This window comes from Bartonella sp. AA56HLJMS (genome assembly GCF_042197145.1).
GTDB lineage: Bacteria > Pseudomonadota > Alphaproteobacteria > Rhizobiales > Rhizobiaceae > Bartonella.
In genome coordinates this window covers 13,454-25,863 of the sequence record NZ_JBHIRL010000004.1, presented here as the reverse complement: position 1 = coordinate 25,863, position 12,410 = coordinate 13,454, and the positions used below count along the sequence as shown (strand labels likewise).

The window sequence follows — 12,410 nt, the reverse complement described above, 5'->3', positions numbered from 1 at the left end:
GAAATGAAAGAATTCTATAATATTCGGGAGCCTCATTTTAGTTGAAAAAAATGAATTATCTTTATGTGTCAATATATTATTTATTTTTTATTGAAGTTTTTACAACGTTGTAGCAGAGAATTGTGTCTCTTCGTTTTTATGAGAATAATGTGGTTTTCCATTCTATGGACTTACTCTGAAAAGTTTAAATTTCATAAGCTTTGAACATTTTTTTGGTTTTTCGTAGAAAAACTGAATGGGGTTGTTATACAATTTATCTTTATAATAAAAGATGATGTTTGAAAGGTGCTTTTGTCATTTCAGAAAAAGATGAAATAACTCTTTGTGGGCAGTTAAATTATCGTCGAATTTGACAAAGCTTTCAATAAATTACTTAGGACAAGGGGGGAAGGACATGTATAAATTTTTCAAATTGATATAATTTTCTGTTCATGTTCTAATTGCAGCGTTTGTTTTTATGTAATTGACTTTTAATAAAAAAGTCGACTCATAGAAGATTTCATTAAATAAATCCTATAAAATAATTTCTTATTATTGTGGGAATTGTTGTTTTAATCTATGTCTGATAAAATGAATTTACCTTTTGATAAAGAACATATTGAACCAATAGAATTACGTTCTGCTTTACAGGAACGTTATTTGGCTTATGCACTTTCTACGATTACACACCGTGCATTGCCTGATGTACGTGATGGATTGAAGCCGGTCCACCGGCGGATTGTTCATGCGATGCGTCTTCTCAAACTAAATCCTGGACAGTCTTATGCGAAATGTGCGCGGATTGTTGGTGATGTCATGGGAAAATTTCATCCTCATGGGGATGCGTCTATTTATGATGCCTTGGTGCGCTTGGCTCAAAGTTTTGCTGTTCGTTATCCGTTGGTTGATGGGCAAGGCAATTTTGGTAATATTGATGGTGATAATGCTGCTGCCATGCGTTATACGGAAGCACGTATGACTGAAGTGGCTGCATTGTTACTTGAAGGAATTAATGAGAATGCTATTGATTTTCGTTTAACCTATAATGAGGAAGATGAAGAGCCGGTTGTTTTACCAGGAGCTTTCCCTAATCTTTTAGCAAATGGTTCTTCTGGTATTGCTGTTGGTATGGCAACATCTATTCCACCCCATAATGTTGCTGAGCTTTGTGATGCAGCGCTCCATTTGATTGCGCATCCCGATGTAAATGATGAGGAATTAAATCAATTCGTTCTTGGTCCTGATTTTCCGACGGGGGGAATTTTAGTTGAACCTAAAAAAAGTATTGAGGAATCCTATCGTGTTGGGCGTGGATTCTTTCGCTTGCGTTCACGTTGGCATCAGGAACCTGGTAGCCGTGGTTCTTACGTGATCGTTGTAACTGAAATTCCCTACCAAGTTCAAAAGTCACGCCTTATTGAAAAAACTGCGGAATTGTTGCTTGCACGTCGGTTGCCAATGCTTGAGGATATTCAAGATGAATCAGCAGAAGATATCAGAATCGTGCTTGTTCCTAAAAATCGGTCGGTTGATCCGGAGCTCCTTATGGAGTCTCTTTTTAAATTGACTGACTTTGAAGTAAGATTTCCCCTTAATCTGAATGTTTTGTCTTTGGGAAAAATACCCAATGTTCTTTCTTTGCGAGAAAGTTTGCAGCAATGGCTTGAACATCGTCAAGAAGTGCTTATTCGTCGCTCTTATTATCGGCTTGATCAAATTGATAGCCGATTGGAAATTCTTCATGGATATCTTATTGCCTATTTAAATCTCGATGAGGTCATTCAGATTATTCGTGAAGAGGATGAACCGAAAAAGAAGCTGATTAATCGGTTTGAATTAACAGAAAATCAAGCTGAAGCTATTCTTAATATGCGCTTGCGTTCTTTGCGTAAACTTGAGGAATTTGAAATTCGTAAAGAATTTGAAAGTTTGAAAGTTGAAAAAGAAAAACTACAGAATTTATTAGCTTCTCCTATAAAACAGTGGAAAATAATTTCAGAAGAAATCAAAAAAGTTCGAAACACTTTTGGTCCTGAAACACTCTTGGGGAAAAGACGTACGACGTTTGAAGAGGCACCAAGACATGATCTTGATGATATTCAACAAGCAATGATCGAAAAAGAACCGATTACTATTGTTATTTCTGAAAAGGGGTGGATGCGTGCTTTGAAGGGACACTTGAACGATTATAAAGCACTTTCTTTTAAAGAAGGAGACAGTTTAAAGTTAGCCTTTCCAGCATTTACGACCGACAAGATTGTGCTGATCAGTACGGGGGGGAAGTTTTTTGCTATTGGTGCAAATAATTTACCTGGAGGGCGGGGACATGGTGAACCTATTCGTCTCTTAGTTGATATGGATGATGAGCACGATGTTCTCACAGCGTTTGTGCATCACGCCGAGGAAAAATTGCTCTTGGTTTCATCTCACGGTAATGGTTTTATTGTTTCTTCTGCAGAAGTGATCGCCAATACACGAAAAGGAAAGCAAGTGATGAATGTGAAAGCTCCTGATAAGGTAAAGCTTTGTGTTCCGGTAAATGGTGATCATGTTGCTGTAGTCGGTGAAAACCGTAAAATGCTTATTTTTTCTATTGAACAAATACCAGAAATGAATCGCGGTAAAGGTGTTCGTTTACAGCGTTATAAAGAAGGTGGTGTTGTTGATGCCAAGACTTTTAATTTATCAGAAGGCTTAAGTTGGCAAGATACAGCTGAACGAATCTTTAACCGTCAAGCTGATGATCTCATTGAATGGATGGGAATGCGTGCGGGCGTCGGGCGTTTGGTTCCAAGAGGATTTCCAAAATCAGGAAAATTTATCAATTAAATGTATTTTATAAATGGGAAAGTTCCCTATGGTTTTATGATTGTGTAAGATATTAATTTATAAAGATAATTTATTATTTTTTATATTGAACGAAAGACCTAAAGCGTAAGTTTTTCTCTTATTTCGATCTTGTTTAGGTTAAACCAATCAAAACTGTTTGTTTGCCTGTCATGAGATGAGAGACCAGCCCGTCTTCATAAAAACTATTGAAGAAAAGAATCAAAATATTTTTTAATAAACCGTTTCACAGACAAGAGTTGTTGCAACAATAGGTATGTTTGTTTTTTTACATTATACCATTTATGGGTGCTGTCGTGAAATGATTTGATATTTCGAGAGCTGTACCTTTAAACAAACAATGTGAATGTTTAACACAAGAGTGTTCTATTTGGAGATGTTTTATTTTGTCTGATAGGTTTATTTTCTTATTGTTCAAGAGAGATGTTATTAATCTTTCGTAATAATATTTATTCGTTAGGATTACTATGATATTGCCTAAAAAGATGACCACGTTCAGCCCATAAGACGAGAAGTATGGCAGTGAGACTCAGAAAGAAAAATCCTGCTGAGTTTGGGATGGTTGTTTCATCGAATTGTTGGGCAATAAAAAAGCTAAGTCCTGCACCGATAGATGTTTGAAGAAAGCCGGATACAGAAGAAGCTGTTCCAGCTATTTCTCCTACAGGTTCAAGAGCGAGTGTATTGAAATTGGCCATAATACCACCGCAGGTAAACATTAATATACAATATAACGTCATATAAAAAGGAAAAGGGATAACACCACCTGCTAAGATGGACCCAATAAACCAAATGCATGAAGTGGCACAAAAGAGCAAAAGCATAGTATGAGCAATACGCCGCATTCCAAGGCGTCCAACGAGTTGAGAGTTAAAGAATGATGATAGAGCTTGAAATGCAGCACCAACTGCAAAAGCAATAGGGAACCAAAGTCCTAGATTATAGATCCCTTCATATGTTTGTTGTGATGTATTAACGGCGGTAAAGATACAGCCTAAAATAATGGAAGTTGCAAGTGTATAGCAAAGTGTTGTGCGATTGGTTATTACAATCCATAAGTTGTGTTTAACTGAAGAAAAGGAAAGAGAGCGTTGCGCATAAAGAGTTTCAGGCAAGCGTAGTTGAATCCAAATCATCAGTCCTAAACCAATCATTGCCATGAAAATAAAAATATATTGCCAATGTCCAAGAAGTAAAATGATCTGTCCTGTTGCGGGACCAACCATTGGTGCAACAAGAAAAACCATCATAACAATAGACATAACTTCTGCCATTTTTCGACCACTGTAAAGATCACGTACGACGGAAACTGTAAGAACTCGCATAGCAGCCCCTCCAATACCTTGCAAGATACGTAAAATAAGTAAGAGAGAAAAATCAGTTACAAAGGCACAGCCAATCGCCGTAAATGAATAAAAAGCGAGCCCGAGAAGAATAAGTTTACGTCGTCCATACCTATCGCTTATTGGACCGAAAAATATTTGAGCAATACCATAGCTAATAAGATAACTCGAAATGATATAATGTTGATCATTTTCATTGAGAACATTTAAGCCGTCTAAAATATCGGGCATAGCTGGCAGCATAATATCAACAGCTATAGCGTTAATAGCCATGAGCGAAGCAATAAGAATAACAAATTCTTTATAGCCAATTTTGTTTCTAATCGCATCTCTATGCGTTTGTTCATCGACTGAATATGACATATGGCATCCTTGAAATAAAAATTTCGTCTGAAAACAGCTCTTTTTAAGAGTCTGAATAAAATGAAAGATACCTATGATTGATTACATGAAATATTTTTTTCTTTCAAAAGTTCCTGTAACTCATTGTTTTGAAACATCTCTTTAACAATATCACAGCCTCCGATAAATTCACCTTTGATATAAAGCTGTGGAATTGTTGGCCAATTTGAGTAATCTTTAATCCCTTGACGCAATTCGTTAGAAGTTAAGATATTAATCCCTTTATAATTCAATCCTAAATAATCAAGAATTTGAACAACTTGTCCCGAAAACCCGCATTGCGGAGCGTCAGGTGTTCCTTTCATGAATAAAATGACGTCGTTTGTTTTAATTTCGTTGTCAATAAAATCATGAACAGTGGTCATTTTTATCCCTCGATATTTCAGATTTTTATCAGTGTGTAATTTATACTCATACTGCTTTTAATCGTATTAAATGTGTGAATGCAAGAAGAAATTTTAGATTATTTTGGGACATTTGTTTGCAACATTAAGGCGTGAAGGTCATTTCCCATATTGCCTTTAAGGGCATCATAGACCATTTTATGTTGTTGAACACGGGTTTTACCACGAAAACTTTCAGAAATAACTTCTGCAGCATAATGTTCCCCATCTCCAGCAAGATCACGAATTCTTACTGTAGCATCAGGAATGCCTTCACGAATAAGCGTTTCAATTGCATGGGCACTCATTGCCATCATTATTCTCCTATGTTGTTCATTTTTTATAAAGGCTGTTTAAGAGAAAAAACAATTTTTACTCTTCACCCATAAATTGTGGAAACCAGTTTTCATAGGCTTTTGTGAGTTTGTCTATAGAAAGTTTTAGTATTCCATCTATATCAAGTGCATCACCTGCAACTTGACCTAGCTTTGTTAAAGAAACTGTATTGATTTGTGCGAGCTCTTTAAGACTATTAAGAGAGTGAGGTTTGACGGCTAAAAGATAACGTCCTTGGTCTTCTCCAAAAAGTTCTGCATGATGGAGTGATTTATTGCTTAATTTTACTTTGATTCCTTTACCTGCTTTAATCACCATTTCAGCAAGTGCTATCGCTAATCCTCCGTCAGAAAGGTCATGGGCGGCGTGAATAAAACCACGATGTATGACATCTCGAACAAATTGACCATGCTTTTTTTCAAGTTGTAAATCTACAGGTGGGGGGGCGCCTGCATCAATATTTAAAATGTTACGTGCATAGATTGATTGTCCTAAATGGGAGCCGCAATTTCCTACTAAAACAAGAATATCTCCATTTTGCATACCACTTATTGTTACCATTTTAGACCAATCATTAAGAAGGCCTACACCAGCAATTGTGGGGGTTGGAAGAATGGCTTCCCCATTTGTTTCGTTGTAAAGAGAAACATTGCCTGAAACGATAGGAAAATCAAGGATTCTACAAGCTTCTCCTATACCTTTAATAGCAAAAACCAGCTGTCCCATAATTTCAGGTTTTTCAGGGTTACCAAAATTGAGATTATCTGTAGCAGCCAGTGGTGTTGCACCTGTCGTACTAATGTTTCGCCAGCATTCTGCGACAGCTTGTTTCCCCCCTTCATAAGGGTCTGCTTCACAATAGCGAGGTGTTACATCAGAAGAAAAAGCAAGAGCACGTTTGCTGTTGTTTTCTACACGGATAACGCCTGCATCACCTCCTGGACAAACAAGGCTATTTCCTTGGATAAGGGTATCATATTGTTCATAAACCCATCGCCGAGAACTTTGATCAGCAGAATTCAATAAGCTGAGAAGCGCATCACCAAGATTTTCAACTTTTTTGACGTCTTCTGCTTTCAAGGGTGTTTTTTTTGCCGGCTCACTCCAAGGACGATCATAAACAGGCGCTTCATCACCAAGCTCTTTGATGGGAAGATTGATAACTTCTTCCCCTTGATGAAATACACGAAAACGTAAATCATCGGTTGTTTTTCCAATGATAGAAAAATGTAGTCCCCACTTATGAAAAATTGCTTCTGCTTGCTTTTCTAGTTCTGGTTTAAGGACCATGAGCATACGCTCTTGACTTTCAGAAAGCATCATTTCATAGGCTGTCATGTTTTCTTCTCGAACAGGAACTGTATCAAGATTAAGCTGTATCCCCAGATTTCCTTTTGCTCCCATTTCAACGGCAGAAGAGGTGAGTCCTGCTGCCCCCATATCTTGAATAGCAACCACGGCTCCAAGTTCCATGAGCTCTAAACATGCTTCAAGGAGACATTTTTCTGTAAAAGGATCACCGACTTGAACGGTTGGACGTTTTTCACTGATTGAAGAATCAAATTCAGCAGAAGCCATTGTTGCTCCACCGACACCATCACGTCCTGTTTTTGCACCCAGATAAACAACAGGGAGTCCAATACCTTGTGCTTTAGAATAAAAAAGGGCGTCTGTCTTTGCAATACCGGCGACAAAAGCGTTAACAAGGATATTGCCATTATAACGCTCATCAAAATTTACTTCTCCACCAACCGTTGGAACACCAAAAGAATTGCTGTAACCACCTATTCCAGAAACAACACCAGAAACAAGATGGCGTGTTCGTGGGTGATCAGGAGCACCAAATCGCAATGCATTCATAGCAGCAACAGGACGGGCTCCCATTGTAAAGACATCACGTAAAATACCACCAACACCTGTCGCTGCACCTTGATAAGGTTCAATATAAGAAGGGTGGTTATGGCTTTCCATTTTGAAAACAACACATTGTCCTTCGCCAATATCGACAACACCAGCATTTTCACCAGGTCCTTGGATGACACATTTTCCTTCTGTCGGAAGAGTTTTTAGCCATTTTTTAGATGATTTATAGGAACAATGTTCGTTCCACATCGCAGAAAAAATTCCTAGTTCAGTAAATGTTGGTTCTCTACCAATTAACGTTAGGATACGTTGATATTCATCTTCTTTTAGCCCGTGTTGTGCAATGAGTTCTGATGTAATAGTGATGTTATTGCAAGGCTTCATGAGTATTTATCCGTCAAATTAATCGAAATTTAGTATTTTTATTTTTTTAACCTAGCAGCTTATATTATAAACAATCATGTTGTTTAATAATAAAAATATTTATAGACAGTAAGCTGAAGATTTTGTCCGTTTGTTTGGTGGGATTTAAGACTAAAAATGGTCTTAAATAATTATGTGTTTAGAAAATAATATCCATTGTTGTTTGTGAAGAGCTTTGTTTATAGCTTTATGAAGCGATAAATGGTATAAATCCTTATTTTTTTAAATTATGGAGCGCGAGTATTTTTGCAGCATTATCCATTTACTAACTCTAAAGCACTTTGAAAAAGTAAACGACCGTCAGTACCTCCGTGGGCGGGTTCAATAAAGTTTTCAGGATGGGGCATCATACCAAGAATATTACCAGCTTTATTAACAATACCAGCAATATCTTTCATTGAGCCGTTCGGGTTTGTATTTTCTGCATAGCGAAAAACAATTTGTTCATTGTCTTCCATTTGTTTCAATGTTTCACTATCAACAAAATAATTTCCGTCATGATGGGCAACAGGACAACGAATAATTTGTCCTTTAGAATAATATCGAGAAAATTTTGTCTTGGCGTTGACGACTTCAAGCTTGATTTCACGACAAACAAATTTTAAAGAAGCGTTACGCATTAAAGTACCGGGTAATAATCCTGCTTCCAACAAAATTTGAAATCCATTACAGATACCTATAATTGTCGTACCTTCTTGTGCTTTTTCACGAATGGCTTTAAAGACGGGAGTTCGCGCTCCAATCGCACCACATCTTAAGTAGTCGCCATAGGAAAAACCACCAGGAATAATAATAACATCTACATCTGGAATTGTTGTTTCTGTTTGCCAAATTTTTAGTGGCTCAACTCCCGTTATATGATGTAATGCTGCAACCATATCTCGATCACGATTTAATCCAGGAAGTTGAATGATGGCAGTTTTCATGAGCGTTTCACTTACAGAAGTTCGATTGTATAATTTTCGATGACAGTATTTGCGAGTAACTCTTCACACATTTGTTCAAGTTTTTTCTTTGCAGTTTCAGAAGGTAAATCATCAAGAACAATATCAAAAACCTTTCCTTGACGAATAGATTGAATGCCTTCGAAAGCCAAACTTTTTAAAGCACCGACAATTGCTTCTCCTTGTGGATCAAGAACGCTTTCTCTTAAAGTAACTGTAATGCGTGCTTTCATTTTTTGCTTCCTGCTTTTTAAAAGAACCTCTCCTTTGAAGAGGGGTGTTTGTATAAGGTGATGTTTTTTACCTTGTTTTTACTTTACGAGAACGGGACCACTTGGTCGTGTTGGTTCGTTTTCATTCATAATACCAAGACGTTTAGCAACTTCTTGATAGGCATTAATAAGCCCTCCCATATCACGACGAAAACGGTCTTTATCCATTTTTTCTTGTGTGTGCATATCCCATAGTCGTGCAGAATCAGGAGAGATTTCATCAGCAAGAACAATGCGCATTGTTTCATCTTCCCACAGGCGACCAAATTCCATTTTAAAATCAATTAATTGGATGTTAACACCGGCAAAAAGCCCAGAAAGAAAATCATTAATACGAATTGAAAGTTGCATGATATCTTCTATCTCTTGTGGGACAGCCCACCCAAAAGCTGTGATATGTTCTTCCGTTACCATAGGATCATCGAGAGAATCATTTTTATAGTAGAATTCAATGATGGATTGCGGAAGCGGGGTTCCTTCTTCCAGTCCTAAACGCTTAGCAAGAGAGCCGGCAGCAACATTGCGAACAACAACTTCCAACGGAATGATTTCCACTGCTTTAATAAGCTGTTCGCGCATGTTTATACGTTTGATAAAATGTGTTGGGATGCCCAAACGTCCAAGATGGCTAAAAATATGTTCCGAAATTCGGTTGTTTAAAACGCCCTTTCCGTCGATAATTTCATGTTTTTTTGCATTAAAGGCAGTTGCATCATCTTTAAAAAATTGAATATAAGTCCCTGGTTCAGGTCCTTCATATAAAATTTTAGCCTTGCCTTCATAAATACGGTGGCGACGATTCATCATGATTCTCTATTTATCTTGAGAGGTTTTTAATAACATTGATAAATGATACTATCCTAATTGATAGAATTTCTCAATGATATTGCTATGATACTTTTATAATTTTTATCATTACACGTTTACCCAAAGGTGAAGATACATAAGCGATGAGAAAGAAGATCACCTCTTTTGGATCAAATTTTTGCAAGAAAGTGAGAGAGGACCATAAGCCCTTCAGGCCAAGGTCCGTGTCCGGATTCTGCGTTAATATGGCCAGAATACCCAGCATCAACAAAGAGTGATCCCCAATCATTGGCAATTTTTTCTGCTACTGAAAATTGACAAAACTCATCGTTGCGACTGGCTATGACAATAGAAGGAAAAGGAAGCTTTTGGCGATGATAGGGGCCAAATGTCATTAAATGTTTGGGACGTATTTTTTCATTGGCGACATCTGGAGGTGCAACAAAGAAAGCGCCACAAATTTTTTCTGTATTTTGTACAGTTGCATGAATAACACTGGGAACTCCTAATGAATGAGCAATAAGCATAACAGGCCTTTGAGCTTTTGCGATGGCGGTTTTAACTTTGTTAACCCACTCTTCACAAACAGGCTTTGACCAATGGAGTTGTTCAATGCGGCTGGCTGTCGACAATTTTTTTTCCCAGCGTGTTTGCCAATGATCTGGACCAGATCCTTTGTAGCCAGGAACAATAAGAATATCGAGTTGATTTGCTTTCATGAATTGTTTTCTTTGTTACAACAGATTTTTGATCATAGGTTGAATGGATTTTGGTTTTCTATGTCGCTTTATTGTTCTTCAAAAACACGTTTAAAAATCGTATTGATATGTTTGGTGTGGTAAGAAAGATCAAATTTTTCGCGAAGTTCTTCTTCACTTAAAGCTTTGGTAACATCTTTGTCGTTGAGGAGTTCTTCTAAAAAATCTTTTCCTTGTTCCCAAACTTTCATCGCATTTCGTTGTACAATCCGATAAGAATCTTCACGACTAATCCCTGCTTGTGTGAGTGCTAAAAGAACCCGTTGTGAGTGAACAAGACCGCGGAATTTATTGAGATTTTTTTGCATATTTTCTGGATAGACAATGAGATTTTCAATGACAGATGTGAGGCGAGAAAGAGCAAAATCAAGTGTAATAGTCGCATCTGGAGCAATATAACGCTCAACAGATGAATGGGAAATATCACGTTCATGCCAAAGAGCTACATTTTCCATGGCTGGGAGTGCAAATGCACGTACCATACGGGCTAATCCAGTTAAATTTTCTGTTAAAACTGGATTACGTTTGTGAGGCATTGCCGATGAACCTTTTTGCCCAGGTGAGAAATGTTCCTCTGCTTCAAGAACTTCTGTTCGTTGTAAGTGGCGTATTTCTATTGCTAGCCTTTCAATAGAGGAAGCAATAACACCAAGTGTTGCAAAAAACATAGCATGACGATCTCTTGGTATTACTTGGGTGGAAACCGGTTCAGTACGCATCTTCAAGGCTTTTGCTACATGTTCTTCAACGCGTGGATCGATATTAGCAAAAGTTCCTACAGCTCCTGAAATCGCGCAAGTAGAAACTTCTTCTCGTGCAGCAAGAAGACGTTTGCGACAACGGGAAAACTCAGCGTATGCAAGAGCAAACTTGATTCCAAATGTTGTCGGTTCAGCATGAATGCCATGACTCCGCCCAATGGTGATTGTCTCTTTATGCTCAAAAGCACGTCTTTTTAATGCTTCAAGAAGTTGATCTATATCCTCTAGCAAAATATCACTCGCACGCATCAATTGAATGTTCAGCGTTGTATCGAGAACATCAGATGATGTCATGCCTTGGTGGATAAAACGTGCCTCTGGTCCAATGAATTCAGCTAGGTGGGTTAGAAATGCGATAACATCATGTTTGGTAATTGCTTCAATTTCATCAATGCGATTGACATCAAATTTAGCTGCTGCCCCTTTTTCCCAAATGACTTTGGTGGCTTCTTTCGGAATAATCCCTAAGTGAGCAAGGGCATCACAGGCATGGGCTTCAATTTCAAACCAAATACGATATTTTGTTTCGGGAGACCAAATTGTTACCATTGCAGGGCGGGAATAACGTGCGATCATCATTTTTTTCCTTGTTGTGAGAGGATTGCGGCTTGGCGCAATGCACTAATACGTGTTTTGTAAAGCTCTTTATTGCCATCTTTATAAATTGCAGAGCCTGCGACAAATACATTTGCACCAGCTTTTGCAGCTATCCCAATTGTATCAACGGTGATACCACCATCAACTTCAAGATCAATAGGGCGGTTTGCAATCATGTTTTTAACGCGCTTAATTTTATTTTTTATTTCTGGAATAAAACTTTGTCCACCAAAACCGGGATTGACCGTCATGATGAGAATGAGATCTAATTGATCAAGCAAATATTCCAGTACATGTTCAGGGGTGCTTGGATTGAGTGCGATTCCTGCTTTTTTCCCCATTTTTTTGATTGTTTGTAATGAACGATGAAGATGTGGACCTGCTTCAGCATGAATAGTTATAATATCTGAACCTGCTTTTGCAAAAGCTTCTAAATAAGGGTCTACTGGTACGATCATCAGGTGGACATCAAATATTGCTTTTGTTAATGGGCGCAGAGCTTTGACGATTTCAGGACCAAAGGTGATGTTAGGAACAAAGTGCCCATCCATAATATCAAGATGAAGCCAATCTGCACCAGCATCAACAACATCTAACATTTCTTGTCCAAGTTTAGAAAAATCAGAAGCCAAGAGAGAAGGCGAAATGAGATGAGAATGGGGCATTAAAATCTCCTTAGATTGGCAGTTTTTATC

Annotated in this window: 11 protein-coding genes; 1 reads left to right on the top strand and 10 read right to left on the bottom strand. The window is 37.8% G+C overall.

Translation table 11 applies throughout. From position 1 onward, the window contains the following. The first annotated feature begins 558 nt into the window (after positions 1-558). Positions 559-2,808 (top strand): DNA topoisomerase IV subunit A, encoded by a 2,250-nt coding sequence (parC, locus tag ACFINI_RS03300; RefSeq protein ID WP_375645769.1) that lies wholly within the window; start codon positions 559-561, stop codon positions 2,806-2,808. Between the two features lie 467 nt (positions 2,809-3,275). Here the strand turns inward: parC and ACFINI_RS03295 are convergent, their stop codons facing one another. From ACFINI_RS03295 to rpe, 10 genes are all read right to left on the bottom strand, one after another. Continuing rightward, complete coding sequence (locus tag ACFINI_RS03295; protein ID WP_375611542.1) at positions 3,276-4,532, bottom strand: multidrug effflux MFS transporter; 1,257 nt, start codon at positions 4,530-4,532, stop codon at positions 3,276-3,278. A gap of 71 nt (positions 4,533-4,603) precedes the next feature. Further along, positions 4,604-4,936 (bottom strand): Grx4 family monothiol glutaredoxin, encoded by a 333-nt coding sequence (gene grxD / locus ACFINI_RS03290; RefSeq protein ID WP_375621320.1) that lies wholly within the window; start codon positions 4,934-4,936, stop codon positions 4,604-4,606. A gap of 98 nt (positions 4,937-5,034) precedes the next feature. Beyond that, positions 5,035-5,268 (bottom strand): BolA/IbaG family iron-sulfur metabolism protein, encoded by a 234-nt coding sequence (locus ACFINI_RS03285; RefSeq protein WP_375611543.1) that lies wholly within the window; start codon positions 5,266-5,268, stop codon positions 5,035-5,037. A 58-nt stretch (positions 5,269-5,326) separates the two neighbouring features. Continuing rightward, on the bottom strand, positions 5,327-7,537 hold the full coding sequence (gene purL, locus ACFINI_RS03280) for a phosphoribosylformylglycinamidine synthase subunit PurL (RefSeq protein ID WP_375645765.1): 2,211 nt from the start codon (positions 7,535-7,537) through the stop codon (positions 5,327-5,329). A gap of 293 nt (positions 7,538-7,830) precedes the next feature. Then, a complete protein-coding gene (gene purQ / locus ACFINI_RS03275) occupies positions 7,831-8,502 on the bottom strand; it encodes a phosphoribosylformylglycinamidine synthase subunit PurQ (protein WP_375645761.1) in 672 nt (223 codons plus the stop codon). An 11-nt stretch (positions 8,503-8,513) separates the two neighbouring features. Next, positions 8,514-8,753, bottom strand: a complete 240-nt coding sequence (gene purS, locus ACFINI_RS03270; protein ID WP_375611546.1) for a phosphoribosylformylglycinamidine synthase subunit PurS — start codon at positions 8,751-8,753, stop codon at positions 8,514-8,516. A gap of 78 nt (positions 8,754-8,831) precedes the next feature. Next, the gene (gene purC / locus ACFINI_RS03265) at positions 8,832-9,596 is read right to left on the bottom strand and encodes a phosphoribosylaminoimidazolesuccinocarboxamide synthase (RefSeq protein ID WP_273791179.1); all 765 of its coding nucleotides are present in this window, start codon (positions 9,594-9,596) and stop codon (positions 8,832-8,834) included. A 173-nt stretch (positions 9,597-9,769) separates the two neighbouring features. Beyond that, a complete protein-coding gene (locus ACFINI_RS03260) occupies positions 9,770-10,318 on the bottom strand; it encodes an RBBP9/YdeN family alpha/beta hydrolase (protein ID WP_375611547.1) in 549 nt (182 codons plus the stop codon). 68 nt (positions 10,319-10,386) lie between these two features. Then, positions 10,387-11,694: an adenylosuccinate lyase gene (purB, locus tag ACFINI_RS03255; protein ID WP_375611588.1), complete on the bottom strand. Its 1,308-nt coding sequence runs from the start codon at positions 11,692-11,694 to the stop codon at positions 10,387-10,389. After that, positions 11,694-12,380, bottom strand: a complete 687-nt coding sequence (gene rpe / locus ACFINI_RS03250; RefSeq protein ID WP_375645756.1) for a ribulose-phosphate 3-epimerase — start codon at positions 12,378-12,380, stop codon at positions 11,694-11,696. The genes purB and rpe overlap by 1 nt, the downstream gene beginning before the upstream one ends. Positions 12,381-12,410: the final 30 nt, after the last annotated feature.

Coding starts and splice junctions, on each gene's coding strand:
- parC (WP_375645769.1), top strand. CDS start 559: ATGTCTGATAAAATGAATTTACCTTTTGATAAAGAACATATTGAACCA.
- ACFINI_RS03295 (WP_375611542.1), bottom strand. CDS start 4,532: ATGTCATATTCAGTCGATGAACAAACGCATAGAGATGCGATTAGAAAC.
- grxD (WP_375621320.1), bottom strand. CDS start 4,936: ATGACCACTGTTCATGATTTTATTGACAACGAAATTAAAACAAACGAC.
- ACFINI_RS03285 (WP_375611543.1), bottom strand. CDS start 5,268: ATGGCAATGAGTGCCCATGCAATTGAAACGCTTATTCGTGAAGGCATT.
- purL (WP_375645765.1), bottom strand. CDS start 7,537: ATGAAGCCTTGCAATAACATCACTATTACATCAGAACTCATTGCACAA.
- purQ (WP_375645761.1), bottom strand. CDS start 8,502: ATGAAAACTGCCATCATTCAACTTCCTGGATTAAATCGTGATCGAGAT.
- purS (WP_375611546.1), bottom strand. CDS start 8,753: ATGAAAGCACGCATTACAGTTACTTTAAGAGAAAGCGTTCTTGATCCA.
- purC (WP_273791179.1), bottom strand. CDS start 9,596: ATGAATCGTCGCCACCGTATTTATGAAGGCAAGGCTAAAATTTTATAT.
- ACFINI_RS03260 (WP_375611547.1), bottom strand. CDS start 10,318: ATGAAAGCAAATCAACTCGATATTCTTATTGTTCCTGGCTACAAAGGA.
- purB (WP_375611588.1), bottom strand. CDS start 11,694: ATGATCGCACGTTATTCCCGCCCTGCAATGGTAACAATTTGGTCTCCC.
- rpe (WP_375645756.1), bottom strand. CDS start 12,380: ATGCCCCATTCTCATCTCATTTCGCCTTCTCTCTTGGCTTCTGATTTT.